Origin of the sequence: Patulibacter minatonensis DSM 18081 (genome assembly GCF_000519325.1) — a bacterium.
Lineage (GTDB): Bacteria > Actinomycetota > Thermoleophilia > Solirubrobacterales > Solirubrobacteraceae > Patulibacter > Patulibacter minatonensis.
The window spans coordinates 220,541-246,843 of sequence record NZ_KI912613.1; the positions used below are offsets into that span (position 1 = coordinate 220,541).

Consider the following 26,303-nt stretch of genomic DNA (forward strand, 5'->3'; position numbering starts at 1 on the left):
GTCGATCGACCACACGCCGTCCGCCACGCATGCGAACATGTGTTCGTATGCGGTGGGACCACCTGACCAGAGACCCGAACGCCGAGACGGCGCAGCTCCCGGGGATGAAGGACCCCGCGATCGTGCGCCGCTTCGACGCGCCGGAGGCCCTCGACACGCGCTTCTACGAGATCGAGGCGAAGACCGTCCTCAACAAGGTCCCGGCGCGGACGGACCTCCCGTTCGGCTGGACGGTCAACCCGTACCGGGGCTGCTCGCACGCGTGCACGTACTGCCTCGACCCGGCGACGCCCGTCCTCATGGCGGACGGCCGGACGAGGCCGATCGGCGAGCTCGAGCCGGGCGACGCGATCTACGGAACGCGGCGGGACCGGACGGGACGCCGGTACGTGAGGACGGTCGTCCGCGACCGGTGGTCCACGCGGAAGCCCGCCTGGCTCGTGCGTCTGCAGGACGGGACCGAGATCATCGCGAGCGGCGACCACCGGTTCCTGACGCCGCGGGGTTGGCGCCACGTGACCGCCGGGGCCCCGGACGTCGCGCACCCGGGCGGCCGTCCGGGCCTCCGCGTCGGGCACCGCCTGCTCGGCCCGGGTGTCCAGGGGCCGGTGGGGTCCGGGCCGGACCGCCGCGTCCCGACCGCCCGGCCGCTCGTCGCCGCCGGGGCGGCGCCCGCCCTCGCACCGGCCGACCACGGGACGGACCGCCCGGACCACGGTCGCACCTCCGTCAGGGGTCCGGCATCACCGCGGACGCGCGTGGGGCGGAGCCTCCTCGGCCGCGAGGTCAAGGGTCCTGCCGGCCTCCGCGTCGTCGCGATCGAACCCCTCGGGGTCCGCGACCTCGTCGACATCACCACCGGCACCGGGGACTTCGTCGCCGCCGGCGTGATCAGCCACAACTGCTTCGCGCGCCCCACCCACGAGTACCTGAACTTCGGCCCGGGGCGCGACTTCGAGCGCGAGATCGTCGTCAAGGTCAACGCGCCCGAGCGCCTGCGGGTCGACCTCGCCAAGCGGGCGCGCACGGCGGCCTACGGCGACACCGTCGCGTTGGGGACGAACACCGACCCGTACCAGTGGGTCGAGTCGAAGTACAAGCTGATGCCCGGGATCTGGGAGGCCCTGCGCGACGCCCGGGTGCCCGGGTCGGTGCTGACGAAGTCGCCGCTCCTGCTGCGTGACCAGGCGCTGATGCTCGAGATCCAGGCGAACGCCGGGTTCGAGGCCGCGCTGTCGGTGCCGAGCCTCGACACCAAGGCGTGGCGCTCGACCGAGCCGCACACGCCCCACCCCCGGGCGCGGCTGGCGGCGGTCGCCGAGCTCAACCGCATCGGCATCCCGACGGCGGTCCTGGCGGCGCCGATCATGCCCGGCATCAACGACTCGCCGGAGCAGATCGAGGCCCTGCTGACCGCGTGCACCGAGGCCGGCGCGATCGGCGTGCGCGGCATCGGGCTGCACCTGCGTGGCAGCACCCGGGACGTCTTCCTCGAGTGGCTGGCGGACGCCCGGCCGGACCTCGTCGAGCTCTACGACGAGCTCTACCGGGACGGCCCGCACCTCCCGCGCAAGGAGGCCGTCCGCCTCGCGAAGCTCGTCGAGCGCGGCGAGCGCTGGGGCGAGCGGGTCGTCCGAACGGACCCGCCGGTCCGGCCCGGACGGTTCGCGCCCGGCTCCCGCGCGCTGTCGGGCGGCCCCGCCGAGCCGGAGCCGAAGGTGACCCGCAGGCCCGGCACGCGGCCCGGGCCGCCGAAGGCCCCGCCGTCCGACCAGCTCTCGCTGTTCTGAGCGCGTCGGGCCGATCCGGTCCGACGCTCCGCGATCCGTGAACTGCTCCCCCGTTCGGCGCGATCCGTCCCCCGCCGGTGGTGAGTTGTGGCGCGCCCGCATCCGTGCCCCGACACCCGTCGCTTGCAGGGGCAACAGCATCACCAGGGCGCCGGTGCGCCCGGGAGCAGGAGAGCATGCGCATGACCTCACGCAGGACCACGACCCGTCGCGGCGTCGCGACGGCAGGCACCGTCGGCGCCTCCGGCCCGGACCCGTCGACGGTCGCCGCCGGGTGACCGGCAGGACCGCCCAGGACCCGGACGGCCGCGGCGTCCCCGAGCACCGGCCGCGGGCGGGCGCGGACGTCGTGCCCGTGCGCCTCCACACCCGGCGGGGTGGCGAGCTGCGGTGGCAGGACCGTGGCCGCGCGTTCCTCCCGCGGGACATCGTCGCGGCCGGCGCAGGATCGATCCGGTACGACGGGGTCGCGTACGAGCTCGAGGACGTGTTCGACGACGGCCGGACCGTGGCGGTCTGGGTCCGGTCGTCGCGCGCGGCCTGAGGACGGCGCCGCGCGCGGCGCCCGATCCCTCGGGCCACCACGCGGGGCGGGCGGACCCGGGGCACCCGGTCCCCGGGCGCGCCCTCCGCTACTCGGTCGGGTCGGTCGGCTTCGGCGCCGGGTCGATCGGACCGTCGCTCGCGAACGCCTCGCCGATCGCGGTGAGGACCTTCCCGATCGACCGGTCGAGGACGAGCTTCGCGGAGACGATCTTCGTCACCTGCGCCTTGCCGACCTTGCGCTTCTTGACGACCGAGAGGAGCTGCTTGTCGAGCTTCTCGGCCGCGGCCGCCATCGCGGTGAGCTTCGGCAGCACCGCGTCGCGGGCGGCGACGCCCTTGTCGGTGGTGCCGTCGTCGTCCCGGACCTCGGTGCGGAACGCGTCGGTGGTGCGGAAGATCCCGCTCGCGTCCTTCGACGCCGACTTCGCGCGGCTCAGGCTCGGGGACGCCTGCAGCGTCTTCAGGGTCTTCGCGAGCGCCTTCTCGCGCTTGTCGAGCTGCTGGGCCCGCTCGGTGATCGTCTTCGCGAGGCTGGCGTCGTCGGCCGACGCGAGGCCCGCGCCCGGGCCGAGCAGCAGCGCGGTCGTGCACGCACCCGCGACGACGACCCGCGCGAGTGGAGTGCGGTGGTGGGGGGAGGACATCGGCCGAACGATACGCGCGGGACGGACGCCCGCGCGCCGGGCCGCTCAGCGTCCGCGGGCGGTGATCAGCCAGGGCCCGACGCGCTCGGCGGTCGGCCCCGCGACGAGGACGACGGTGCGCATCGCGACCGCCTCGGCGTCGAAGGTCGAGAGCGTCGAGAGGTCGACGTGCTGGTCGGCCCGCCCGACGTCGGTGGCGAGCGCGACCGGCGTGGCCGGATCGCGGTGCTCGAGGAGGAGCTCGCGGACGCGGTCCAGCTGCCAGGTCCGGGTCCGGGACCGCGGGTTGTACAGCGTGAGCGCCAGGTCGGTCGCGGCCAGTGCCGACAGCCGCGACTCGACCTGCTCCCAGGGGACGAGGACGTCGGACAGCGAGACGGTGGCGAAGTCCCCGAGGGGCGCGCCGAGCAGCGCCGCGGCCGCGGTCCCCGCCGTCACGCCCGGCACGACCTCGACCGCGGGCCGCTCGTCCTCGGGGACGGCGGCGGCGGCGCGGAGCGCGAGGGCCGCCATGCCGAAGATGCCGGTGTCGCCCGACGAGACCAGGGCGACGCGGCGCCCCTCCAGCGCCAGGGCGACGGCGCGGTCGGCGCGGTCCTCCTCGCGGCCCATCGTGCTGCGCTCGACGAGCTGGTGCTCGCCGAGCAGGTCGGCGCACTGGTCGATGTACGGGCCGTAGCCGACGACGGCGTCGGCGTCCCGGACCGCGGAGGTCGCACGGCCGGTGCGCAGCTCCGCTCCCCCGGGGCCGAGACCGACGATCCACAGGGCTCCGGGCACCCGCGGGATCCTAGGGCGCGGTCGTCGTCGTGGTCGTGGCGTCCGGGGACGTGGTGGTCGTGGGGGTGTCCGGGGCCGTGGTCGTGCTCGGGTCGTCCGGCGCGGTGGTGGCCGTCGGGCCGTCGGGGCCCGTCGTGGTCGTGGGCGCGTCCGGGGCGGTGGTGGTCGTCGGCGCGTCCGGGCCGGTCGTCGATCCGGGTGCGTCGTCCGGACCGGTGCCGGGCGTCGGGTCCGGGACCGTCGGGTCCGGCGTCGGGACGGCGGGCGGTGCGGTCGTGAGGTCCTCGGGGGTGCCGCCGATCGGCTCGTCGGCCTCCGGCACGTGGACGACGACCGCGGCATCGGCGGTCGTCGGCGCGTCGCTCCCCGCCGGCGTCGTGTCGGGCGGGATCGGGACGCCGACGTTCCCGCCGTCCGTCGGGCTCGAGGTGCCCGCGGTCGTCGGCACCGGCACGAGCACCTCGACCGGCTCCGCCGTCGTCGAGGGCGCCGTCCCGGTGTCGCCGGGATCGCCCGGGCCAGGGCCCGTACCGGGCTCTCCCGACGGATCGGCCGTGCCGATCGGCGTGGTCACGGAGACCACGTTGCTGACGCCGTCGGCGGTCCGTGCGCCGTCCGCGACCGCGGCACGGGTGGCCTGCGCGGGTGCCAGCTGCATGCGCACCCGCACGCGGTAGGGGCCGGCGGCGGTGGCGTCGGGACCGTCGACGAGGTCCACGAGCGCCCGCAGCGCGACCGGTCCCGAGGTGGTCGACGCGGTCCTCCCGAGCGCCGCGACGGCCGCGTCGTCGAGCCGGATCCGCACGTCGAGCCTGCCGGGCAGCGTCGCGTCGTCCGCCGCACCGCCGTCGTCGGACGACGCCGGGTCGCCGGTCGCGGCGGGATCGTCCGCGGCGCTCGGCCCGGTGCCGTCGGACGCCCCGGCGTCGTCGGTCCTGCCCGTGTCGCCGGTCGTCGCGGGGTCGTCCGTCGTCGCGTCGCCGTCCGCGGCGCCGGCCCCGTGGGTCTCGCCGACGGCGTCCAGCCCCATCCTGGCGGCCACGCTCAGGCGATCGCCGATCGTCGCGGTGCTCGAGGCGTCCGCCCCGGTCGAGGTCGTGATCCGGCGCGCGGAGAGCCGCACCCGGACCTCGCTGCCGGCCTTCAGCGTGCCCGAGTCGGTGCCGGTGACGCTGAGGTCGGTGACGCGCAGCCGGACCCCGGCCGTCGTGACCGCCCCGTCGCCACCGCCGGGCGGTGCGTCGCCGCCGGCCCCGCCCCCGGTGGCCCCACCGCCGGCGGCCCCACCGTCCGGGGCGCCGTCGTCGGTGCCGGCGTCGGACCCGGTGCCGCCCGCGGCGCTCGCGCCGATCCCGGTGTCGCCGGCCGCGTCGGAGCCTGATCCGCTGCCCGTCGTGCCCGCACCGGCACCGCCCGCGCCGGATCCCGCCGTCGGGGTCGGGCCGGAGGTCGCGGTCGCCCCGGCAGGGGTCCCGCCGTCGGTGGTCGCCCCGCCGGATCCCGCCGTCCGTCGGCCGTCGGCGCGGTCGCCGCCGGCCACGACCAGCGCCCCGCCCCGGTCGCCGCCCGAGCCGCCCTCCACGGTCGACGAGCCCGCGGGCGTGAAGACGTGGCCGACCCCGAGGGTCGCCACCACGAGCGACGCCCCGATCACGGAGGCGACGCCCACGTCTCGTCGGGTCCGGCGGTCCATGGGGTTCCGATCGACCGATCTCCGGGCGACCTTTACCCCTCGACGCCCGCGTCGCACGTGTACGCCCGCTCCGTGAGGGTGCACCCCGGTTTCCTGGCCGAACGTACGACGGACCGGACGTTCCACCGACGCCGGGAGCGTCCGGCGCTCGGACGCCCGCCGACCCGGGGACGTTGGCCGCCCCGGCCTTCCGGGTACGGCGTACAGCATGGCCGACCCCGAGTCCCCTCCGCCGCTCGTCCCGCTCGGAGACACGACAGGCGAGCTCGAGATCCGGAAGGAGTCCTGGCGCGAGCAGGTCCACGAGTTCGTCGCGGCCGACGGTCCGGTCGCCCGGATCGACTACTCCGTGTGGAGCGGCAGGGCGCGAGCCGAGAGCGCCGGGGGGGCCTGGGGCTTCTCGCGGGTGAAGGGCCTCACGAGCTCGCGGGTGGAGATCACCGAGGGCGAGTCCGGCGCCGAGGTCGCCCGGATGGACAAGCGGACCTGGACGCGCGGCGGCACCGTCGAGCTCGGCGGGAGCAGCTACGAGCTCAAGGCGCACGGCTGGCTGCGCACGACCTGGACGTGGGAGCGGGACGGGACGACCGTCGTCGAGGTCGACCTCCCCGGGTCCCTCGGCAAGCGCAAGGGCACCGCGCAGGTGACCGACGCCGGACGGAGCGACCCCAACGCATCGCTCCTGCTGCTGCTCACCCTGCACGTGCACACGTCCGACAGCAGCTCCGCGGCCACGGCGGCGACGGCGGGAGCCGCGGTCAGCACCTGATCGCTCCGCGGGGGACCGTCCGGCCCCGGCTCTCCGGTACCGTGCCGCCGGTGACGGTCCACCTCATCGGGGCGGGGCCGGGCGATCCGGACCTCCTCACCGTCCGCGCCGCCGAGCTCGTCCGGACCGCCGACGTCGTCGTCAGCGACCGCCCCTCCTCGGACCCCGTCGTCGCCCTCGCCCCGCCCGGCGCCGAGCGCGTCCTCGTCGGCAAGGTCCCCGCCGACCCCGGGCCGCCCGCCGTGGCCGCCCGGCGCGCGCTGCCGCAGGACGAGGTCTGCCGGCTGCTCGTCGACCTCGGGCGGTCCGGCCGCGAGGTCGTGCGCCTGAAGAGCGGGGACCCGTTCGTCGCGGCCCGCGGCGGCGAGGAGGCGCTCGCGCTCCAGGAGGCGGGCGTGCCGTTCACGGTCGTCCCGGGGATCAGCGCGGGCATCGCGGCGCCCGCGTTCGCCGGGATCCCGGTCCACGTCCGGCAGCTCTCGCGCGTCGTGACCGTCCTGGCCGGCAACACCGACCCGGAGTACCCGGGCGAGGTCGACTGGGACGCCCTGGCGCGCCTGGACGGCACGATCGTCGTCCTCACCGGCCGGTCGCGGATCCGCCGGATCGCCGGCCACCTGCTCGCGGCCGGGATGCCGGACGACACCCCGGTCGCCGCGATCAGCGCCGCGGGCCGGGCCGGTGCGCAGGAGACGATCCGCGGCACGCTGACCGCGCTGCCACCCCGGCTCCCCGCCCCGGTGACCTTCGTGATCGGGGCCGTCGCCGGTCTCGACCTCGCGTGGTTCGCGGACGGCCGCTCGTCGACCGTGGCTGAGTCCGGCTCGGTCGCCCCGGTGCGCCCCGCCGACGGCGACGCCGGGGCGCCGGACGCCGCCACGCGCGGCCGACGCACGCCCCGCCCCGCCGGTCACCGGTCCACCGACGACGCCGCGGAGGAGGCCCAGGATGCACATCCCTGAGGGCTTCCTCACCGGCACGACGACCGCGATCGGCGCCGGCGTCGCCGTCGCCGGCCTCGCGGTCGCGATCCGCAGGGCCGACATGCACGCCGACAACGGCAAGCTGCCGCTGGCCGGCCTGGCGGGCGCGTTCTTCCTCGTCGGCGACACGCCGTTCCTGCCGATCGGCATCGGCACCCAGGGGCACCTGCTCGGCGGCACCCTGGCGATCGCGCTGCTCGGACCGTGGCTCGGGATGATCACGATCTCGGTCGTCACGGTCGTCCAGGCGCTCGTGCAGGGCGACGGCGGCATCACCGTCCTCGGCCTGAACATCGTCAACGCGGCGCTCGTGCCCGCGTTCATCGGCTGGCCGATCCTGCGCGGCGTCCAGGCGGTGATCCGCCGGTGGCAGGGCCGCAGCACCACGGGGGGCCTCGCGGCCGCGTGCGCCGTGGCGGCGTACGTCAACGTCGTGCTGGCCGCCTGCCTCTTCGTCGTCGAGTTCCACCTGGGGCACAAGGGCTCGGTCCAGCTCGGTCCGGTCGTCGGCGGCACGATCGGCACCTACGCGCTGATCGGGATCGTCGAGGCGCTCGTGACCGCGGGCATCGTGCGCGCGCTGCTGGCCCGCAGGCCGGACCTCGTGCTGATCGCGCCCCCCGAGCTGCGGCGCTCCGCGAAGCCGCCGGTCCGACGGCGGCCGGCGCCCGCGGGACCGCGCGTCCCGCCGCCCCCGGGGACGGAGCCGCAGGGCCCGCGCCGGCCGGCGACCGTCGGGAGCCGGCCGCCGGAGGACGTCGCGGCCCGGGCCGGTGACGCCGGCGCGTCGCCGCCCCCGCCGCCGGGCTGCGAGCCGCAGGGTCCGCGACCGGCCGCGCCCCCGCCGCCCGCGCCCGCCGCGGACGACCCGCCCGGTGCCCGGGACCGATCCGCGTGACCACGACCGCCGCCCGTCCCACCACCGGAGGACCCGCATGACCGACGAGCCGACCACCCCCGAGCCCGCCGGCACCACTCCGCCCGGCGCGAACCCGGACGAGGGCGCGACCGCCCTGGACCCGACCGTCGCCCCGGGCCCCGAGGCCGCGGAACGGCACAAGGACGCCGACCTGCCCCACACGCCCGACGACAAGGGCTCCGAGGAGGCCGTCCGCCGCAAGAAGCGCGACCTGCCGCTCGTCGCCGTCGTCACCGGCAAGGGCAAAGGCAAGTCGACGTCGTCGTTCGGGATGCTGCAGCGCTCCTGGGCGCGGGGCTACCGGTGCGGGGTCTTCCAGTTCGTGAAGGGCGGCAAGTGGAAGGTCGGCGAGCGCAAGGCCGCCGAGGCCCTGTCGGCCTCCGGCGCCGGCGGCACGATCGAGTGGGAGATCCAGGGCAAGGGCTGGACCTGGATCCAGAAGGACATGACCGAGTCCGAGGACATCGCCAAGGCCGGATGGGAGGAGGTCAAGCGCCGCATCGCCGCCGAGCGGTACGAGTTCCTGCTGCTGGACGAGATCACCTACCCGATCTCCTGGGGCTGGATCGACGTCGAGGACGTGATCGAGACCCTCGCCGCGCGCCCGGGCTTCCAGCACGTCGTCCTGACCGGCCGCAACGCCCACGAGCGCCTGGTCGAGACCGCCGACCTGGTCTCCGAGGTCGTCAACGTGAAGCACCCGATGGCCGCCGGCATCCGCGCCCAGCAGGGGATCGACTGGTGACCCCCTCCGGCGGCTCCCTCCCCGGCGACGTCTGGGACGACCCGGACGACGTCGGCGAGCCGGCCGCCGACCGCAGCACCCGCGGGCAGCGCATCCTCGTGATCCCGGACGGCCTCGCCGAGACGCCCGGCCCCCGCGGCACCACGCTGTCGTCGTTCACGCCGATGGCCCTGAACGCGATCGCGAAGCGCGGGGCCGTCCGCCGTGTGGCCACCACGCCCCCCGGCCTGTTGCCGGGCAGCGAGGTCGGCCTGCCGCTGCTCCTCGGTTGGACGCCGACGCGGACCGTGTCGCGCGGCCGGGTCGACGCCGCCGCCAGCGGCCTGACCGAGCCGGCCGGAGCGGTCGTCCACCGGGTCGACGTCCGCCACGACGACGGCCGTCCCTGGCCCGAGCTCGCCCCGACGGCGCTGTCGCTGCTCCACGGCCTGGACGAGGCGCTCCACGTCCAGCACCTCGCCGCCCACCGCATGCTCGTCTGGGGCCACCGCACCCCGACGCTGCCGCGGCGCCTGGACCTCGACGACCTCGGCGCCGCGAACGGGGTCGAGGGCACCCACGAGCCGGGTGACCTCCCCCGCTTCCAGCTCTGGCCCGACGGCGAGACCCCTGGACCGATCCTCGACGAGGACACCGCCGTGGTCTGCGCCCCGCGGTCGACGATGGCGGGCGTCGCGCGCCTGATGGGCGCCGCGACGATCCACCCGAGCGGCGCGACCGGTCGACCGGGCACCGACGTCGCGGCCAAGTGCCGCGCCGCCACGACGCTCCTGCGCGACGGGTTCCACACGGTCGTCGTCCACGTCGGCAGCCCGGACGAGGCGTCCCACGCCCGCGACCCGCAGGCCAAGCGCCTGGAGGCCCAGCGGATCGACCGCGACCTGCTCGCGCCGCTCGCCGCCCTCGCGCTCGACCTCGGCGCGACGCTGGCGGTCTGCCCCGACCACGGCACCGACCCGCGGACGGGTGATCACCTGGCCGACCCGGTCCCGGCCGTCGTCTGGGGCCCGGGCATCCGGCCGACCGGCCCCGACCGCCTGACGGAGGACGCGGTCGCGGGAGCACCGGTGGTCGCGTCCCCCTGGACGCCCTGACGGCGGCGCGGTCCGCCGCGGACGCGCCCACCGCCTCCGCCACCGCGTCGACGCCGTACTCGCGGGCGGCGCCGTCGGGACGCCGGACGCGGTCCGCGCGGCGGCCCCTCCACCCGGTCGGACGGGGGTTCCGCGGCCCCGCTGTGCGATCGTCCGGAGGCATCGCACAGGACTCGTTCCCCGACCGTTCCACGGCGTTATGCTCGCGGCGATGTCGCCCGTGACCCTCCACGCACCAGCACGCGTCACGCGACGCCCGCCCACGGGCCGTCCCCGTCACCGCGCCCTCGCCGGGCCCCGCTGAGGATGCTCGGCACCGACGACGAGGAGGTCCAGCCCCTCCCCCGCCCGGCCGTCGCCGCGGCGCCGACCGCGAAGGACGGGCCCCCGTCCCGTTGGACGTCGGGCCACGTCCCCGGCGAGGTCGGCCTCTGGATCTTCATCCTCGGGGACATGCTCGTCTTCGGGCTGTTCTTCGGGATCTTCATCGTGCAGCGCGGCGACGGGCTCGAGGAGTTCCGGGCCGGCCGGGAGACCCTGAGCACGGAGTTCGGCGTCGCCAACACCGTGCTGCTGCTCACCGGCTCGATCCTCGTCGTGCTCGGCATGCGCGCGGTGCGGGAGAACCGCCGCCGGCTCGCCTCGCAGCTCCTGCTCGGGGCGATGGCGACGGGCACGATGTTCGCCATCGACAAGGCGATCGAGTGGGGCGAGAAGTTCGGCGACGGCCTGAACCCCGGGACGAACGACTTCTACACCCTGTACTTCGCGTTCACGGGGATCCACCTCGTGCACCTGCTGATCGGCATGGTCGCCCTCGGCGTCATGGTGCGCCTGACCCGCCGACCGACGCCCGGCGAGCACGACCAGGCGCTCCTCGAGAGCGGGGCCACGTTCTGGCACCTCGTGGACCTGCTCTGGCTCGTCCTCTTCCCGCTCTTCTACCTGGTGGCCTGACCGTGCAGCAGATCGTCCGCAACAGCCGCGCATCGGTCGTCATCTGGGCGGCGCTCGTCGTCGCCACGCTCGCGTCGTGGTGGCTCGGCATCCACGAGGGCGGCGCACCCGGCGACGGCGCGACGGTCGGCGGCGTCGCCGTCCTCGTCATCACGTTCGTGAAGGTCTGGTTCGTCGGCCGGCACTTCATGGACATCCGCGAGTCGACCCTCCTCCTGCGCACCATCTTCGACGCTTATGTCGTGCTGCTCTGCACCGCCCTCTGCGTCCTGTACCTCGTGACCTCCTGACCGGCCGCGACCGCATCCCCGACCCGACACCCGAAAGCGAAGCCCGATGAGCACGCTCACCCCGTCCGCCGACGCGCCCCCCACCGGCGCGTCGCCCCCCACGTCCGTCCAAGGATCGTTCGGGCTCTCGACCCGCACGCAGATCGCCTGCGCCTGGGCGGGGATCTACCTGATCGTGCTCGTCGTGGGCGGCTGGCTGGTCATGACCCGCTTCATCCCGCCGATGGGGGCCAACGACAGCGCCCAGCAGATCGCCGATCACTACCGCGACAACACGGACGTGATCCGCGCGGGCCTCGTCATCGGCTTCTGCGGCTGGGCCGGCTGGGGCGCCCTGACCGCGGTGATCGCCGTGCAGATGAACCGCATGCACCCCAAGCGCCCGGTGCTCGCGATGATCCAGCTGATCTCCGGTGCCGGCGGGTGGATCTTCCTCTCCGCCGCGACGATCATCCTGATCGTCGCCTCGTTCCGGCCGGAGCGGTCGCCCGAGCTGACGCAGACCCTGCACGACCTCGGGTGGATCATGCTGTTCATCACGGTCCCGATCTTCTCGTTCCAGGCGCTCGTGATCGGGGTCGCGACCCTCAAGCGCGACGTCGCGCGGCAGGTCTACCCGCGGTGGTTCGGCTTCCTGAACATCTGGGTCGCGATCCTCTTCGTCCCCGCGCTGTTCCTCCCGTTCTTCAAGACCGGGCCGTTCTCGTGGCAGGGCGCCGCGGTCTACTGGCTCGCGTTCGTCGTCTTCTTCACCTGGATCCTCGCGATGTGGGTGGTCATCCGCGCGGCGGCGAAGGAGGAGCTGCAGGAGCACGTCGAGGCCGCCGCGGCGCAGGCCTGAACGCGCGGGCGGGGCGGCGACGCCCCGCCGTCGGAGCGCTCCCCCGAAAGGCCGGAGGACCTGCGAGGTCCGGCGCTCAGGGACCCCGCCGCCGCCGGACCGAGGGGGCCGGGAGCGACCCGATACGGTCCGCCGCGTGACCGCCCGCATCGTCATCGCCGGTACGACCTCGGGCGCGGGCAAGACGACCGTCGCGTCCGGCCTGATGGCGGCGTTCTCGGCGCGCGGGCTGACGGTGCAGGGCGCCAAGGTCGGCCCCGACTTCATCGACCCCAGCTACCACGCCCTGGCGACGGGCCGGCCCGCACGGAACCTCGACGCGTTCCTGTCGGGCCCCGAGCTGATCGCCCCGCTCCTGGCCCACGCGACCGCCCACGCGGCGGGGACCGGCGCGGCGTCCCGCCCCGCGGACCTCGCGGTGATCGAGGGCGTGATGGGCCTCTACGACGGCGCGACCGGGCGGGGGGAGCTCGCGTCGACCGCCCACGTCGCGAAGCTCACGCGGTCCCCGGTGCTCCTGGTGGTCGACGCCGCGTCGATGGCCCGCTCGGTCGCCGCGCTCGTCCTCGGGTACCGCAACTTCGACCTCGGGGTCCACGTCGCCGGGGTGATCCTCAACAAGGTCGGCTCGCCGATCCACGCCGAGCTGCTGCGCGAGGCGCTCGAGCCGATCGGCGTCCCGGTCCTCGGCGCCCTTCCCCGCGACGACCGCGTCGAGGCGCCGTCGCGGCACCTGGGCCTCGTGCCCGTCGGCGAGCGGGACGAGCGCGCCCGTGCGGCGCAGGCGGTGCTCGCCGAGCGGGTCGCCGCGTCATGCGACCTCGAGGGGATCGAGCGACTCGCCCGTTCGGCGCCGCCGCTCGGGGCGTTCGCGTGGAGCGCCGCGGCCGCGCTCGCGGGGGCCGGGACCACGGGCGCCGCAGGCCGTGCGGACCACGGGGACGCTCCGGATGCCGCGGCGGGTCCCCGTGGCGCGGGCGGCCCCGGTGCCGCGCACGCCCCGGGCGCCGCGGAGGCCCCCGGGACGAGCGGGCCCCCGCGTCTCGCCGCCGTCCCCGACCTCACCACCACCCCGGCGCCCGACCCGGCCGACGCACCGGGCCACCGGCGCCCGGTCGTCGCCTACGCGGCCGGCGCCGCGTTCACGTTCCGGTACGCCGAGAACCTGGAGCTCCTCCGCGCCGCGGGCGCGGACCTCGTGCCGTTCGACCCGCTGGCCGACGACGGCCCGCCCGCGGGCACCGACGGCCTGTACCTCGGCGGCGGGTTCCCCGAGGAGCACGGCGCCGCCCTCGCGGAGAACGGCGCGGCGCGGTCGGCGGTCGCGGCGCTGGCCGGGCGCGGCGCCCCGGTGGTGGCGGAGTGCGGCGGGCTGCTCTACCTGGGGACCACGCTCGACGGGCACGAGATGTGCGGCGTGCTGCCCGGCGTCGGCCACCTGGGCAAGCGCCTCACGCTCGGGTACCGCGAGGCGACCGCCGCTGCGGACTCGCCGCTGTGGGCGGCCGGCGCCGACGTCCGGGGCCACGAGTTCCACTACTCCACGCTGACCCCCGAGGCGACCGACCCGCCCGCCTGGGTCCTGCGCTCGCGGGCGCGCGAACGGGCGGAGGGCGTCGCCACGCCGACGGTCCACGCGAGCTACCTGCACACGCACTGGGCGGCGTTCCCGCAGGCCGCGGCGCGCTTCGTCGCCGCCTGCCGCTGACCGCCCTCAGCGCTCGGCGAGCAGCCGGGCCATCGCGAAGAGGTCCTCGACGAAGGTCTCCTGGTGTCCGCCCTGGACGTACGCGCGGGCGCGCGCCTCGGCCGGCGGCACCCCGGTGGTCGTCGTCCCGGGGACGCCGACCGCGTCGAGCCGGCGCAGCACGTCGACGGTGCGCTCCTCGAACGCCTCGGCGAACGAGGCCTCCGGCGGCGGGGCGGTGTCCTGCCCGCCGACCGGGACCATCACCCGGTCGCCCGCGAGCCAGGCCCGGGCGTCGGAGGCGAGGTCGATGACGTCCGATGCGAGGTCGTGGTCCACGGGACAAACCTAAGCGGCGTGTGGGCTCCCGCGGGATTCGTGCCCGGGACCGGGGAGGTCCCGGAGGGGGTTGCACAGGGGCAGCACCGCCCCCGTGCCCGCCCTCGCCCGCCGCCGCTCAGTCCGCCGCGCCGCCGCGGACCGTGACCCGGGCGCGGACCGTCCGCCGCGCGCCGGGCGCGAGCACCGCCGCCGTCACGAGGACCCCGAGGATCGCGACCCCCATCACCAGGCCGGTGGCCGGCCGCAGGGCGTCGATGATGCCCGCCGCCTGGTCGCCCGGGACGGCGTTGGCCGAGACGACCGCCGTCACGAGGGCGAGGACGACGGCCCCGCCGACCTGGAAGCTCGTGTTGACCAGACCGGACGCGAGCCCCTGCTCGTGGTCCTCGATCCCGGCCGTCGCCTGCATGTTCAGGGCCGGGAAGCAGAGCGCGAAGCCGACGCCGAGGAGCAGCATCGTCGGCAGGATCGTCGTCGCGTACGTCGGGGTCGCGTCCGCCCGGAAGAACAGGGCGTACCCGACCGCGAAGGCCGTCAGGCCGACGAGGATCACCGGCGCGGTGCCGATCCGGTCGACCAGCGCGCCGGTGCGCGGCGCGCCGAAGGCGACGAGCAGCCCGGCGGGCAGGAACGCCAGCGCGGTCTGCAGCGGCGACCAGTCCAGCGCGTCCTGCAGGTACAGGGTCGCGAGGAACTGGAAGCCGACGTACGACCCGAAGACGACCATCGCCCCGATGTTCGCGTGGACGATGTGCCGCGAGCGGAACACGCCGAGGCGGACGAGCGGGTGCTGGACGCGGCGCTCGATCGCGACGAACGCCGCCAGCAGGCCGGCGCTCACCGCGAACGCGGCGAGGGTCACCGGGTCGAGCCAGCCGCGCCCCGGGGCCTCGACGACCGCGTAGACGAGCAGCAGCATCGAGCCCGTGACCGTCGCCGCGCCGGCGAGGTCGTAGGAGCGATGCCCGGCGTCGTCCGGCTCGTCCTTGGCGATGAACCGGCGGGCGGCGATCAGGAGCGCGATCGCGATCGGGGCCGGCAGCAGGAAGGTGTAGCGCCAGCCGGCCTCCGTCAGGACGCCACCGAAGACGAGTCCGAGCGAGAAGCCGCTCGCGCCGCACGCGGCGTAGATCGAGAGCGCGCGGTTGCGGGCCGGGCCCTCGCGGAACGTCGTCGTGATGATCGACAGGCCGGCGGGTGCGGTGAACGCGGCGGCGACGCCCTTGATGAAGCGCGTGGCGATGAGGAGCGTGCCGTCGTCCACGAGCGCCCCGAGGAGCGACGCGACCGCGAACACCCCCAGTGCGATGAGGAACACCCGGCGTCGCCCGAGCAGGTCCGCCGCCCGTCCGCCGAGGAGCAGGAGCCCGCCGTAGCCGAGGACGTAGCCGGAGACGACCCACTGCAGGGTGCCGGCCGAGAGGCCGAGGTCGGAGCCGATGGACGGCAGCGCGACACCGACCATCGAGACGTCCAGGCCGTCGAGGAACAGCGCGCCGCAGAGGACGATCAGGGCGCCCCAGATGCGGGCGTCCCAGCGGTCGTCGCCGGCGCCGTCGGCTGGCCCGCCGCCGGGCGCCGGCGTGCCCGCGTCGGGGCTGCGGGAGCGGCGGTCCACGGTGGCCGGGTCGTCGGCATCCTGGGCGGCGTCGGCCGACGCGGCGACCGCGACGGCCGTCCCGCCGGCGTCGCCGGACGACGCGTCCGCCGTGGAGGACGCGTCGACGACGGACGACGGGCCGCCCGACGCGGCAGCCGCGACAGCGGCGCCACGCGGGGTGCCGGAGCCGTCGATCGACACGACGCCCCCGGCGGAGGACGAGGTGCTGGCGGTGCGCTGGGCCGCGAACCAGGCGGCGGGGCCGCCGACCGGGCTGACCGACGGCGGGGTGAAGAAGGACCGGGAGGCCCGGGAGGACGTGCCGCGGGCGATGCCCGCAGCGGCATGGGAAGAAGCCATGGCGAAAGTATATGCACATGCATTTTATGCACTCGCAGCATCTGCCGGTGCATGGACAGGCCGCCGCGGTGCTACGCTCGATGACGAGATGAGCCCCGAACCCACGGTCGAGCGCTGGCGGACCATCCTCGCCTCCCACGCCGCGATCACCTGCGACCTCGAGCGCGAGCTGCAGGCGGGGCACGGCCTGTCGGTCAGCGAGTTCGAGGTGCTGGAGCGCCTCGTCGAGGGCGAGTGCCGCGACCAGCGGATCCAGGAGCTCGCCGACGCGGTCCACCTGAGCCAGAGCGCCACGACCCGCGTCGTCGGCCGGCTTGAGAAGGACGGTCTGGTCTGCCGCAACATGTGCGCGTCGGACCGCCGCGGCGTCTTCGCCTGCATCACCGACGAGGGCCGAGAGCGGCACGCCGCCGCTCGCCCGACGCAGCGCCGGGTGCTCGACGAGCACCTCGCACCCGTCGCCTGAGGGACGGCACGCCCGGGCCGGCGTGCGCGTCAGTCGCCGGGACGCGGCAGGGGCCCACCGGACGCCGGGCTCGGCATCCGGATGCCCGGCGGCGGGAAGCAGTCGCCGTCCGGCACCGGGCGGTCGGTGCGGGCCGTGACCGTGCACTCGAGGCCGCCGCGGTACGTCACCCGCACGGACGACCACCGCTCCATCGAACGCAGGACGAACAGGTAGGCGCCGCTGTCGTCGCGGCCGGGCACGACCGCCCGGCGATCGCTCCCGAGGAGCTCGACCTTCACGGCCTCCGCGCCCCCGAAGCCGTAGATCAGGGTGCGCGCCGTCCCCCTGCCGCACACCGGGAGGCCCCGGAGCCGACGGCGGGTCTGCGGGGACTGCGTCGCCGGGTCGACCCGTTCGACGCACCCGCCGACGGCCCCGCCGGGTCTGCCGGAGTAGCCGCTGGCCGGGATGCCCGACTGCAGCCCGGAGCTATAGAGCTGCCCGCCGTCGAGCAGGCCGCCGCAGCTGCCGGACTGCTGCCGATCCGCGGGATTCGGGTGGAACCGGCCGTCGTCCCGGAACGCGCCGTCCCGGCCGACCACGCCGAGCTCGCCGCGCTGGACCCGGCCGAACTGCTCGCACGCCAGGCCGTCGCGGGTGCGGAAGATCCGGAGGCCCCACGGCGGTCCGCCGTCCGGGTCGGCGGCCCGGACCTTCATGACGCGGGTGCTCCCGGGCGAGATCGACGCGAGTCCCCCGGCGAACGGCCGGACGGACCGAGGCACGGGCTCGCCGCGCTCCAAGAGACCGGTCGCGGCGACGGCCGCCCCGGTCCCCCCGAGCCCCGCGAGCACGACGAGGACGCCCAGGGGCGTGCGCCAGAACCGTCGGGGGGCCGGGGTCGGGGCGGCGGGCGCGGGGACACCGTCGTGCGCCCGCTGCGCGGCGTCGCGAAGTGCCTGCTCGAGCGTCGGGAGGCGGCTCATCGGAGCTCCTGGAGTCGGGTGCGGAGCGTGCGGAGGCCGCGGCTGACGCGCTGCCGCGCGAGGCTCTCGGAGCACCGGAGCGCCGCGGCGAGCTCGCGGTACTCCTGCTCGTCGACGACGCGACCGGCGACGGCGAGCCGCAACTCCTCGGGCAGGGCGGCGAGGGCGTCCAGCGCAGCGGTCCCGGTCAGCGCGTCGACGCGGGCGAGCTCCTGGTCGGTGAGCACGACGCGCTGCATCCCGAGCGTCCGGCGCGCGGCGTCGTCGACGCGACCCCGCTCGAGGCTCTGGGCGAGCAGGTGCCGGGCGATCCCGAACAGCCAGCCGCGGACCTCGCCGCGGTCCGGATCGAAGCCGCAGCGCCCGGCCAGGGCGGCGGCGAACGTCTCGGCCGCCAGGTCAGCCGCGATCTCGGCCGACGGCACCCGCCTGCGGAAGTACCCGAGGATCGCGTCCTCGTGGCGCGTGTACAGGGCGGCGAAGGCGTCGCCGTCGCCGGCGAGGAGTTCGGCGTCCGACCGCGCGGCGGTGCGTCTCAGGACCATCACCACCTACTTGGGTCGACGGCCCGATCTGTGACAGATCGCGCCGCAGACGTGCCCCGGAACGCCCGCCCGGACCACCCGGGGTGAGTCTTGACACCGTCCACCGGGCGAGCCTAGAGTCCGCACCCCTTGAGCGACCCACCGGCGCAGCTGATCGTCGTCGACGACGATCCCATCAACCGCCGGCTGCTCGCGAGCTACCTGGAGCGGGAGGGCCACGCCGTCGCCACCGCGAACGACGGCCGGGCCGGCTGGGAGCTCGTGCGGAGCAGGCCGTTCGACGTCGTCCTCCTCGACGTGCTGATGCCGGAGATGGACGGCTACCAGGTGCTCGAGCGCATCCGCGGCGACGAGGACCTGCGCCACCTGCCGGTGATCATGATCTCGAGCGTCGAGGACATGCAGAGCGTCGTGCGCTGCATCGAGCTCGGCGCCGACGACTACCTCCCCAAGCCGTTCAACCCGGTCCTGCTGCGGGCGCGCATCGCCGCCGGGCTGTCCCGCAAGCGCCTGCACGACCTCGAGCGCGAGTACCTCGAGCAGGTCGAGCACGTCGTGACCGCCGCATCGGCGGTCGAGGCCGGCACGTTCGCACCGGACGCGCTGGACGGCGTCGCCGGGCGCGACGACGCGCTGGGCACCCTCGCCCGCGTCTTCTCGCACATGGCCGCCGAGGTCCAGGCCCGCGAGCGCGCCCTGAAGCGGCAGGTCCAGGAGCTGCGGATCGAGATCGACCGGACCCGCGCGGACCGCCAGGTCGAGGAGATCACGGGCACCGACGCGTTCCGCGACCTCCAGCGCCGCGCGGCGGAGCTCCGGTCCCGATGAGCCGCGTCGTCGCGGTCCACTCCTTCCGCGGAGGCACCGGCAAGTCGAACACCACCGCGAACGTCGCCGTGATGGCCGCCCGTCGCGGGCTGCGGGTCGGCGTCGTCGACACCGACATCCAGTCGCCCGGCATCCACGTCCTCTTCGGCATCGACCAGGCCACGATCGGCCGGACGCTGAACGACCACCTCTGGGGGCGCTGCGCCATCACCGAGGCCGCGGTGGACGTCACCGCGGGGCTCGACCCGACCCTCGAGGGCCGCGTCTTCCTCGTCCCGTCGAGCATCGACGCCGGCGACATCGCCCGCGTCATGCACGACGGGTACGACGTCGCGCTGCTGCACGAGGGCATCCGGACGCTCGTGGACGAGCTGCGGCTCGACCTGCTGCTGCTCGACACCCACCCAGGCCTCAACGAGGAGACCCTGCTGTCGATCGCGGTCTCCGACACCGTCGTCGTGGTGCTCCGCCCCGACCAGCAGGACTACGAGGGCACGAGCGTCACCGTCTCCGTCGCCCGCCGGCTCCAGGTCCCCCACATGCTGCTGGTCGTCAACAAGACCCCCGCCGTCTTCGACCACGCCGACGTCGAGGAGCGCGTCCGCGCGGCGTACGACTGCGAGGTCGCCGCGGTCCTCCCCCACTCCGACGACCTGATGGCGTACTCCAGCCAGGGCGTGTTCTCCCTGAGCCGGCCCGACCACCCGGTCGCGGCGATGTACGACGCCCTCGCGGCGCGCATCGTCGGCTGAGCGCGCCGTGCCCGCCGACGCGTTCGACGAGCTCTTCGACCGCGAGCGCCTGCTCTCCGGCCTGCCCGAGCGCCGGGCCGCGACGGTCCTCTTCCTGATCGAGGGACGCACCGCGCGGCTCGCCGCCCGGTCGCGGCAGGCGATGCGGCGCCTCGCCGGGCGGGAGGCGGCGGAACGCCGGGAGCTCGCCTACGTCGAGGCCTTCGCCCTCGGCCGCGAGCCCCCGCGCCGGCCGACGGTCCAGGACCTCGAGCTCCACGCACGGGAGTGGGCGGCGCTCGTGCCGCGCAACCCGCGCGTGCAGGCAGCGCTCGCCCACCGGCTGGGGGAGAAGCACCCGCTGCCCCGCGAGCGCGTGCCCGGGATCCGGACGGCCCTCGGGCTCGACGACCCGCGCGTGGCCGACGCCTTCGCGGCCCTGTACGACCGGCCGGTCGACTCCGTCTTCGCCCCGCGGACGAGCATCCGCGAGCGCCGGCGGTGGGTCGCGGCCGCGACGACCGCGCGCTTCGACCGGCTCTCTCCGTTCTGGACCGCCTACGCCCTGACGCTGACCGAGACGGTCGGCTCGACGATCGTCGCGCTCCCGATCGCGGTGGCCGCCGTCGGGCCGATGCCGGCGATCGGGATCCTCGTCGTCCTCGGGCTGGTCAACGTCCTCACGGTGGCGCTGATGGCCGACGCCCTGACGCGGACGAGGACGATGCGCTTCGGCGACGCCTACATCGGCCGGGTGGTGACCGACCTGCTCGGCCGGACCGGCGCGTTCGTGCTGACCGCAGGCCTCGTGGCGATCTGCCTGCTCGGGATGGAGGCCGACTACATCGGGGTCTCCAGCACGCTCTCGAGCGCGTTCGGGGCGCACGAGCTCGTCTGGGTCACCCTGATGTTCGCGGTCGAGCTCTGGTACCTCCGCCGTGGGTCGATCGACGCGACCGTGACGTCCGCGCTGGTGGTCGGCGCGATCAACATCGCCCTGATCCTCGCGATCAGCGGGCTCGCGTTCTGGCACCTCGACCCGGGGAACCTCTCGCACGTCGACCTGCCGTTCGTGAGCGGGAACGGGTCGGACGTCACGTCGCTCGGGCTCGTCTTCGGCGTGACCTTCACGGCGTACTTCGGGCACCTCTCCGTGAGCAACTGCGCCCGCGTCGTGCTCGCACGGGACCCGAGCGGCGGGTCCTTGATGCGCGGGGTCGTCGCCGCGCAGCTGACCGCGATCGTGCTTTACGTCCTGTTCGTGCTGGCCGTGACCGGCGCGGTGTCGCCGGGGACGCTGGCGCGCGAGACCGGCACGGCGCTGGAGCCGCTGTCGGACCAGGCCGGCCCGGCGGTCCTCGCGTTCGGCGGGATCCTCGTCGTCCTCGGGATGGGCATGGCGTCGATCCACTCGGGCCTGGCGCTGTTCTACCTCGTGCAGGAGCGGCTCCCGGCGCGCGGTCCCCGGACGCTCGTCCTGCCCCGCCGGGGTGCGCGCGCCGTGCTCGCCGGGCGCGGGGCCGACAGGACGCGGATCGCGCTGACCTACGAGGGTCGCTCGTCGGCCGGTGCGCGCTTCCGGGTCGAGGCCGAGGGCGCCGACGGCCGCGTCCGCAGCGGCGTGGCGACGGCAGGCACGCGGTGGTCCCCACTGACGGCAGCCCCGCTCGCGGAGCTCGGCTCCGGCGCCGCGCTCGAGCTGACGATCCTCGCGGCGACGGAGCACGACGTCCGGTTCGAGGTCCGGACCACCATGCGGCTCCGCTACGACGGCGCGTACGACACGTCGGCCGCATCCCTGACCGACCTGCTCGCCGCGACGGACGAGGACGCCGCGATCGTCGCCTGGCTGCTGCGGCACCCGGAGTCGACGGTGGCCGACGTCGCCGCGCACGAGGGCGTCGAGCCGTCCGTGGCCGCGGAGCGGCTGGAGCGGCTGACGGACGCCGGTCTGATCACGACCTGGGGGGCCGGCGACGGTCGGCGGTTCGGGGCGCGGCCGGGGCGCAGACGCCCGGCGCGGCTGCCGGTCGAGCTCCTGGGACTCCTCGACGGTCCGGGCGACGAGGCGGAGGGACCCGCGCGGCCGGCGGCCGGAGCGGCGCCCCCGACCGGCCTCCCCGCCCCCGGCCGACGCGGCGCGCTCGCGGAGGCGGTCCGGGACCGGCTGTCCGGCGATCGCGCCCGTCTGGCGGCCGGTGTCGCCCCCGTGGTCGTGGTCTTCGCCGGCGCCGTCTGGCAGTCGCTCGCCGGCGAGATCTCGCTGGCCGACGTCCTGAGCGTCCTCGGCGTCGTCGTGGTCGCCCTGCTGGCCGGGGTGTTCCCGGTGCTCCTGAACCTCGCCGGCCGCAACCGGGGCGAGCTCCTCGGGTGGGGCTACCGGGTGCCCGCGCAGCGCTGGGTGCTCGGTGCGGTCTACGGCTTCTCGCTGGCGGCGGTGGCGCTGCACGGGCTCGTGCTCTGGGACGACCTCCCGCGCCGGATCACCGCGCTGGGCGTCGTCGCGCTCGCCCTCGTCATGACGTGGTCGATGGTCCGTGGCGGCGCGTTCCGACCCGGGGCGACGATCGAGCTCCGGCACGACGACGCATCGGGTACCACGACGTTCCACGCCGTCGACGCCGGACGGCCCGGGAACGTCGCCGTCGCGCTCGACTACGCCGACGGGACGTCGGTCCACCTCGAGGGGGCGCAGGGGCCGGTCGCGGACCTCGACGGCCTGCGGCGGGCCACGTTCATGCCCGGCGGCCCCGCCGAGGCGGGCCGGCGGGCGTCGTCGGAGCTCGCCGTCTGGGTCCACCGGATCACCGAGGAGGACGACTCGGTGGCGCTGGACGCGCACCTCGAGACGCCGGGCGACGCCGTGGACGGCGTGCCGCTGGACGAGGACGGCGTCGCCCGGGTGCCGGGCGACGGCGCCGTCGTGTCGGTCGTCTTCCCGGGCTGATCGGACGCCGGCCCGCGCCTACCCGCGGGCCCGCCCCTTCGCCAGCCCGTCGTCGATCATCTGCTGGTAGTGCTCGACGACCGAGTCGCGTGCCGGCCGGAACGCGACGCCGAGCTCCCGCACGGTGCGGGAGCTGTCGAACGCGAGCGGACGGCCGATGTTCCTCTTCACGAACTCGCGCGTGAGGCCGGCGGCCGGGGCGGCCAGCTCGATGACCTTCTTCGGCGCCTGGAACAGCGGGAACGACGGGCGCGGACCGAACGCGGACCGCAGGATCCTCCCGATCTGCAGCAGGCTGAGCGTGTCCGCGTTGACGATGTAGCGGCCGGTCGCCTCCGGCGTGTCCCCGGCCCGCACGTGGGCCTGCGCGACGTCCCGCACGTCGACGACGCCGAGCGTCAGGCCCGGGGCGCCGAAGGTCAGCGAGAAGTCCACGAAGTGCCGCATCGTGGTCATCGACCCGGACTTGCTGGCCGTCGTCAGCGACGGCCCCAGCACCAGGCCGGGGTGGATCGTCACGAGGTCCCAGCGGTCCTGCTTCCCGGCGATCTCCCAGGCGGCCCGCTCGGCGACCGTCTTGGAGTACGAGTACTGCTGGTGGGTCTCGCTGCTGGTCGTGTTCCAGTCCTGGTCGGTGAACGGGCCGCGGCCACGCATCTCGACGTTGTCGCCGTAGATCGCGGCGACGCTGCTGGTCAGGACCACGCGCCGCACCGACGGCGTGGCGTCGACGCTCGCCAGCACGTTCCGCGTGCCCTCGAGCGCGGGGCGGATCAGCTGCTCCTGCGGGTCCTTCACCTTGCCGACCAGGAACGGGGACGCCGTGTGGATCACGAGCTGGCAGCCCTCCATCCCGACGGTGAAGCTCCCGTCGGCCAGCAGGTCGGCGGCGTGGAGGGTGAGCTTCCCGGGGTGGGCGGCCGAGAGCTCGTGCAGGTGCTCGAGGCCGCTCGCCTTGTCCGGGTCGCGGACGGTCGCCCGCACGGTCCGTCCCTGCTCCAGCAGGTCCTTCACGATCCAGCTGGCGACGTACCCGCTGGCCCCGGTCACGAGCACCGGTGCGTCGGCGTCGATCTGCGTCATGTCGTTCCTCGTCCGTCGGTCGTGTCCGCCGAGAAGCTACCGGGAGTCGCGTCGGCCGCCCTCGACCTCCGCGACCACCTCGTCCAGCGCGACGCCGAGCTCGTCGAGCAGCTCGGCGAAGCGCGGCCACTCCTCCGACCCCAGGGCCGCGAGGCTCTCGAGCTGCTGGGCGCGGTCGGCGAGGTGCCCCGCCCCGACCGCGCGCGCGGCGCCGCGGACGCGGTGGGCCCGTGCGCGGACGTCGACCGCCTCGCGTGCGGCGAGCGATCCACGCATCGCCTCGAGGTCGTCGCGCGTGGTCACCAGGAACTCGCGGAGGACGTCGGCGGCGAGCTCCTCGTCACCGCCGGTGAGCTCGGCCAGGACGCTCGGGTCGATCGGGCCCGCCGGGCCGGCCTGCTCGCCGCCGTCCCCCGTCGCCGGGTCGTCGTCGGGTGCCTCCGCGGCCGTCCAGTCGAGCGCCGGCAGCCACTCGCGCAGCTTGCCCGCGAGGAACGGGATCGTCGTCGGCTTCGCGGCGAAGTCGTCCATCCCCGCCGCCCGCGCCCGCTCCGGCTCGCCGGTCATCACGCTGGCGGTCAGTGCGACGATCGGCGTGCGCCCCGCACCCGCCGCGGCTTCGTCCTCGCGGATCGCGACCGCGAGCGCGAGCCCGTCCATCCGCGGCATGTTCAGGTCGGTGAGGACGAGCGCGTAGCCCCCGTCACGGAAGCGCTCGAGGCCCTCCTGCCCGTCGACGGCGACGTCCGCCCGGAAGCCGATCGTCTCCAGCTGGTGGACGAGCACCGTGCGGTTGACCGGGTGGTCCTCGACGAGCAGCAGCAGGCTGCCCTCCTGCAACGCGGCCTCGCGGGACGGCAGCGCCCGGCTCGTCGGTGCGCCCGCCACCGGGCCGCCGGCCGTGTGCTCGACGAGCGCCGGGTCCCCCAGCGCGAGCGGGACGACGAGCCGCATCGTCGTGCCCTCGCCGGGGGCGCTCTCCATCGTGACGTCGCCGCCCATCAGGACCGCGAGGCGCTTGGCGATGACCAGGCCGAGGCCCGTCCCGCCGTAGCGGCGGCTCGTCGAGCTCTCGGCCTGCGCGAACTCCGCGAACAGCCGCTGCTGCTGCTCGGCGTCGATCCCGATGCCGGTGTCGCTGACGGCGACCTCGACGGTCTGGACGCCCGGCTCCGCGCCGGTCACGCGGACGTGGACCTCGATCCCGCCGACCTGCGTGAACTTCACCGCGTTGGAGAGGAAGTTCCCGATGATCTGCCGCAGCCGCAGCGGATCCGCGACGTGCGCCGGGGCGAGCCGCTCCTCGACGTCGCCGGTCAGCAGCAGGCCCTTCGACGAGGCGGTGTGGACGAACGTGTCGACGCAGGCGCGGACGATCTCGCGCACGTCGACCGTCGCGGGGTCGAGCTCCAGCCGCTCGGCCTCGATCTTCGACAGGTCGAGGATGTCGCCGACGATCTGCAGCAGCGACCGCGCCGAGCTGTCGGCCGTGGCGACCATCTGGCGCTGTGACGGCGTCAGGTCGCCGCGGGAGAGCACCTCGAGCATGCCCGTCACGCCGATCATCGGGGTCCGCAGCTCGTGGCTCATCGCGGCGAGGAACGTCGACTTCGCGCGGTTGGCGTGGTCGGCGGACTCGCGGGCCAGCACGGCCTCCTGCTCGGCGCGCTCCCGGGCCCCGACGTCCGCCTCGATCGCGACGGCCATGGCGTTGAACGACCCCGCGACGCGCTCGAGGTCCGAGACGCCGTGGACCTCGGCGCGGTGCGCGTAGTCGCCGCCGGCGATCCGCCGGGTCGCGCCCGCCAGGCGGTCGAGCGGGCGCAGGACGAGCCGGGTCAGCAGGACCAGCGCCGCCGCACCGACGAGGACGAGCAGGACGAGCACGAGGATCTCGATGCCGACCAGGCGCTCGTTGTGGTCCCGCGCCCGGTCGACCTCGCGCGTCGTCCGTGCCGCCACGAGGTCCGTGAAGCGGCGGATCGACCGCATGATCCTGCCCTTGGCACGGAGGTACGCCGGGTCGATCAGCCGCTGGTACTGCGGCTGGACGTCTGAGCGGTACCCGGCGTCGACGCCGCGCGCGATCCGCCGGCCGACCCGCGTCATCACGGAGCCCTCGGTCCGGGCGAGGACCTCGGAGGCGTCGAGCGAGGCCTGCAGCGCGCGGAACTCGGCGGGCGCGAACTCCGCGGCGCGCAGCTGCGAGGTCAGGGACTGCTTCGGCCCGTAGCGCACGAACCCGGTCCCCTCCGCGAGGACCCGGTCCCAGAACGAGCTGTCGTAGTCGAGCGGCCGCGGGGCGGTGCCCGCCCGGATCCGGAGGATGTCCTCGTAGTAGGCGCGATAGCGGGGCCGGCCGCTCGCGACGTACAGCCGCACCATGTTCGTGAGGTCGTTCGAGCTCTGGCGGACGCCGTCGGCCAGCACGAACGACTGCGTGCGCCGGTTCTCCGCACGGGTCTGGGAGCTGGCGCCGCGGAGCTGCATCGACGCGACGACGATGAGCGCCGCGACGAGCAGGGCCAGCGCGCCGAGGAGGAGCGCGAGCAGCCGCCGGAGCGACGGGAGCGTGCGGTCGCGGCGCGGAGGGTGCGCGGCCTCGGCGGCGCCGGCGGTGTCGTCCACGGGGGGAGCATCCCAGCCGGATCGCCCGTCGTCCGCCGCGGGCCGCGATTCACCCGGGGTGATCCGG

At 75.5% G+C, this 26,303-nt stretch carries 24 protein-coding genes; 15 read left to right on the forward strand and 9 right to left on the reverse strand.

Annotated elements, in window-relative coordinates; genetic code table 11:
* Positions 1 to 47 precede the first annotated feature (47 nt).
* Together PATMI_RS26370 and PATMI_RS0101185 are read left to right on the forward strand one after the other, a co-directional pair.
* Positions 48 to 1,790, forward strand: coding sequence for a hypothetical protein (locus PATMI_RS26370; protein ID WP_051470910.1), 1,743 nt, complete (start codon positions 48 to 50; stop codon positions 1,788 to 1,790).
* A 274-nt stretch (positions 1,791 to 2,064) separates the two neighbouring features.
* Positions 2,065 to 2,334, forward strand: a complete 270-nt coding sequence (locus PATMI_RS0101185; RefSeq protein ID WP_026909537.1) for a hypothetical protein — start codon at positions 2,065 to 2,067, stop codon at positions 2,332 to 2,334.
* 88 nt (positions 2,335 to 2,422) lie between these two features.
* Here PATMI_RS0101185 and PATMI_RS0101190 read toward each other — a convergent pair whose 3' ends face one another.
* From PATMI_RS0101190 to PATMI_RS37095, 3 genes are read right to left on the reverse strand one after another with little or no spacing between them, the layout of a single operon-like run.
* Positions 2,423 to 2,980 (reverse strand): hypothetical protein, encoded by a 558-nt coding sequence (locus tag PATMI_RS0101190; protein ID WP_026909538.1) that lies wholly within the window; start codon positions 2,978 to 2,980, stop codon positions 2,423 to 2,425.
* 45 nt (positions 2,981 to 3,025) lie between these two features.
* Complete coding sequence (gene cobJ, locus PATMI_RS26375) at positions 3,026 to 3,760, reverse strand: precorrin-3B C(17)-methyltransferase (protein WP_051470911.1); 735 nt, start codon at positions 3,758 to 3,760, stop codon at positions 3,026 to 3,028.
* A 10-nt stretch (positions 3,761 to 3,770) separates the two neighbouring features.
* Positions 3,771 to 5,429 (reverse strand): hypothetical protein, encoded by a 1,659-nt coding sequence (locus tag PATMI_RS37095; protein ID WP_169738305.1) that lies wholly within the window; start codon positions 5,427 to 5,429, stop codon positions 3,771 to 3,773.
* Positions 5,430 to 5,661: 232 nt separating this feature from the next.
* Between PATMI_RS37095 and PATMI_RS0101205 the strand changes: the two genes are divergently transcribed.
* The 9 genes from PATMI_RS0101205 (at position 5,662) to PATMI_RS0101245 (ending at position 13,759) form a co-directional block, all read left to right on the forward strand.
* The gene (locus PATMI_RS0101205) at positions 5,662 to 6,222 is read left to right on the forward strand and encodes a hypothetical protein (protein ID WP_026909540.1); all 561 of its coding nucleotides are present in this window, start codon (positions 5,662 to 5,664) and stop codon (positions 6,220 to 6,222) included.
* A gap of 50 nt (positions 6,223 to 6,272) precedes the next feature.
* A complete protein-coding gene (cobA, locus tag PATMI_RS26390) occupies positions 6,273 to 7,184 on the forward strand; it encodes a uroporphyrinogen-III C-methyltransferase (protein WP_084269453.1) in 912 nt (303 codons plus the stop codon).
* A complete protein-coding gene (locus PATMI_RS26395; RefSeq protein WP_051470912.1) occupies positions 7,171 to 8,103 on the forward strand; it encodes an energy-coupling factor ABC transporter permease in 933 nt (310 codons plus the stop codon). The genes cobA and PATMI_RS26395 overlap by 14 nt, the downstream gene beginning before the upstream one ends.
* A 37-nt stretch (positions 8,104 to 8,140) precedes the next feature.
* Positions 8,141 to 8,869 carry a cob(I)yrinic acid a,c-diamide adenosyltransferase gene (cobO, locus tag PATMI_RS26400; protein ID WP_084270266.1) on the forward strand — a complete coding sequence of 243 codons (729 nt, stop codon included), beginning with the start codon at positions 8,141 to 8,143 and terminating at the stop codon, positions 8,867 to 8,869.
* Positions 8,866 to 9,963: an alkaline phosphatase family protein gene (locus tag PATMI_RS0101225; protein WP_026909541.1), complete on the forward strand. Its 1,098-nt coding sequence runs from the start codon at positions 8,866 to 8,868 to the stop codon at positions 9,961 to 9,963. The genes cobO and PATMI_RS0101225 overlap by 4 nt, the downstream gene beginning before the upstream one ends.
* Before the next feature lie 306 nt (positions 9,964 to 10,269).
* Positions 10,270 to 10,920: a cytochrome c oxidase subunit 3 family protein gene (locus PATMI_RS26405; RefSeq protein ID WP_084269455.1), complete on the forward strand. Its 651-nt coding sequence runs from the start codon at positions 10,270 to 10,272 to the stop codon at positions 10,918 to 10,920.
* Between the two features lie 2 nt (positions 10,921 to 10,922).
* Positions 10,923 to 11,210 (forward strand): cytochrome C oxidase subunit IV family protein, encoded by a 288-nt coding sequence (locus tag PATMI_RS37100; RefSeq protein WP_051470913.1) that lies wholly within the window; start codon positions 10,923 to 10,925, stop codon positions 11,208 to 11,210.
* 46 nt (positions 11,211 to 11,256) lie between these two features.
* Positions 11,257 to 12,051: a hypothetical protein gene (locus PATMI_RS0101240; RefSeq protein WP_026909543.1), complete on the forward strand. Its 795-nt coding sequence runs from the start codon at positions 11,257 to 11,259 to the stop codon at positions 12,049 to 12,051.
* Positions 12,052 to 12,187: 136 nt separating this feature from the next.
* Positions 12,188 to 13,759 (forward strand): cobyrinic acid a,c-diamide synthase CobB, encoded by a 1,572-nt coding sequence (locus PATMI_RS0101245; RefSeq protein WP_026909544.1) that lies wholly within the window; start codon positions 12,188 to 12,190, stop codon positions 13,757 to 13,759.
* A 6-nt stretch (positions 13,760 to 13,765) separates the two neighbouring features.
* Here PATMI_RS0101245 and PATMI_RS0101250 read toward each other — a convergent pair whose 3' ends face one another.
* Positions 13,766 to 14,077 carry a hypothetical protein gene (locus tag PATMI_RS0101250; protein ID WP_026909545.1) on the reverse strand — a complete coding sequence of 104 codons (312 nt, stop codon included), beginning with the start codon at positions 14,075 to 14,077 and terminating at the stop codon, positions 13,766 to 13,768.
* A gap of 118 nt (positions 14,078 to 14,195) precedes the next feature.
* On the reverse strand, positions 14,196 to 16,040 hold the full coding sequence (locus PATMI_RS26410) for an MFS transporter (RefSeq protein WP_157260557.1): 1,845 nt from the start codon (positions 16,038 to 16,040) through the stop codon (positions 14,196 to 14,198).
* A gap of 88 nt (positions 16,041 to 16,128) precedes the next feature.
* Here PATMI_RS26410 and PATMI_RS0101260 point away from each other — a divergent pair, with 88 nt between their 5' ends.
* On the forward strand, positions 16,129 to 16,506 hold the full coding sequence (locus PATMI_RS0101260) for a MarR family winged helix-turn-helix transcriptional regulator (RefSeq protein ID WP_026909546.1): 378 nt from the start codon (positions 16,129 to 16,131) through the stop codon (positions 16,504 to 16,506).
* Between the two features lie 29 nt (positions 16,507 to 16,535).
* Here the strand turns inward: PATMI_RS0101260 and PATMI_RS0101265 are convergent, their stop codons facing one another.
* Together PATMI_RS0101265 and PATMI_RS33565 are read right to left on the reverse strand one after the other, a co-directional pair.
* Positions 16,536 to 17,474: a hypothetical protein gene (locus tag PATMI_RS0101265; protein WP_026909547.1), complete on the reverse strand. Its 939-nt coding sequence runs from the start codon at positions 17,472 to 17,474 to the stop codon at positions 16,536 to 16,538.
* The gene (locus PATMI_RS33565; protein ID WP_157260558.1) at positions 17,471 to 18,019 is read right to left on the reverse strand and encodes an RNA polymerase sigma factor; all 549 of its coding nucleotides are present in this window, start codon (positions 18,017 to 18,019) and stop codon (positions 17,471 to 17,473) included. The genes PATMI_RS0101265 and PATMI_RS33565 overlap by 4 nt, the downstream gene beginning before the upstream one ends.
* A gap of 129 nt (positions 18,020 to 18,148) precedes the next feature.
* Between PATMI_RS33565 and PATMI_RS0101275 the strand changes: the two genes are divergently transcribed.
* The 3 genes from PATMI_RS0101275 to PATMI_RS36335 are packed head-to-tail and all read left to right on the forward strand — an operon-like array spanning position 18,149 to position 22,525.
* Positions 18,149 to 18,847: a response regulator gene (locus tag PATMI_RS0101275; protein WP_026909549.1), complete on the forward strand. Its 699-nt coding sequence runs from the start codon at positions 18,149 to 18,151 to the stop codon at positions 18,845 to 18,847.
* On the forward strand, positions 18,844 to 19,599 hold the full coding sequence (locus PATMI_RS0101280) for a MinD/ParA family ATP-binding protein (protein ID WP_026909550.1): 756 nt from the start codon (positions 18,844 to 18,846) through the stop codon (positions 19,597 to 19,599). The genes PATMI_RS0101275 and PATMI_RS0101280 overlap by 4 nt, the downstream gene beginning before the upstream one ends.
* 7 nt (positions 19,600 to 19,606) lie before the next feature.
* Entirely contained in the window at positions 19,607 to 22,525 is a 2,919-nt protein-coding gene (locus tag PATMI_RS36335; protein WP_026909551.1) for a hypothetical protein, read from the forward strand.
* Positions 22,526 to 22,543: 18 nt separating this feature from the next.
* On the opposite strand, the gene PATMI_RS0101290 is transcribed toward PATMI_RS36335, so the two are convergent.
* Together PATMI_RS0101290 and PATMI_RS33575 are read right to left on the reverse strand one after the other, a co-directional pair.
* On the reverse strand, positions 22,544 to 23,599 hold the full coding sequence (locus PATMI_RS0101290) for an NAD-dependent epimerase/dehydratase family protein (protein ID WP_026909552.1): 1,056 nt from the start codon (positions 23,597 to 23,599) through the stop codon (positions 22,544 to 22,546).
* Between the two features lie 45 nt (positions 23,600 to 23,644).
* Complete coding sequence (locus PATMI_RS33575; protein WP_026909553.1) at positions 23,645 to 26,236, reverse strand: ATP-binding protein; 2,592 nt, start codon at positions 26,234 to 26,236, stop codon at positions 23,645 to 23,647.
* Positions 26,237 to 26,303: the final 67 nt, after the last annotated feature.

Excerpts from the sequence above, each read along its gene's own strand:
- PATMI_RS26370 (WP_051470910.1), top strand. The coding sequence starts at position 48 with ATGCGGTGGGACCACCTGACCAGAGACCCGAACGCCGAGACGGCGCAG.
- PATMI_RS0101190 (WP_026909538.1), bottom strand. The coding sequence starts at position 2,980 with ATGTCCTCCCCCCACCACCGCACTCCACTCGCGCGGGTCGTCGTCGCG.
- PATMI_RS0101205 (WP_026909540.1), top strand. The coding sequence starts at position 5,662 with ATGGCCGACCCCGAGTCCCCTCCGCCGCTCGTCCCGCTCGGAGACACG.
- PATMI_RS26395 (WP_051470912.1), top strand. The coding sequence starts at position 7,171 with ATGCACATCCCTGAGGGCTTCCTCACCGGCACGACGACCGCGATCGGC.
- cobO (WP_084270266.1), top strand. The coding sequence starts at position 8,141 with ATGACCGACGAGCCGACCACCCCCGAGCCCGCCGGCACCACTCCGCCC.
- PATMI_RS26405 (WP_084269455.1), top strand. The coding sequence starts at position 10,270 with ATGCTCGGCACCGACGACGAGGAGGTCCAGCCCCTCCCCCGCCCGGCC.
- PATMI_RS0101240 (WP_026909543.1), top strand. The coding sequence starts at position 11,257 with ATGAGCACGCTCACCCCGTCCGCCGACGCGCCCCCCACCGGCGCGTCG.
- PATMI_RS26410 (WP_157260557.1), bottom strand. The coding sequence starts at position 16,040 with ATGGCTTCTTCCCATGCCGCTGCGGGCATCGCCCGCGGCACGTCCTCC.
- PATMI_RS0101260 (WP_026909546.1), top strand. The coding sequence starts at position 16,129 with ATGAGCCCCGAACCCACGGTCGAGCGCTGGCGGACCATCCTCGCCTCC.
- PATMI_RS0101265 (WP_026909547.1), bottom strand. The coding sequence starts at position 17,474 with ATGAGCCGCCTCCCGACGCTCGAGCAGGCACTTCGCGACGCCGCGCAG.
- PATMI_RS33565 (WP_157260558.1), bottom strand. The coding sequence starts at position 18,019 with ATGGTCCTGAGACGCACCGCCGCGCGGTCGGACGCCGAACTCCTCGCC.
- PATMI_RS0101280 (WP_026909550.1), top strand. The coding sequence starts at position 18,844 with ATGAGCCGCGTCGTCGCGGTCCACTCCTTCCGCGGAGGCACCGGCAAG.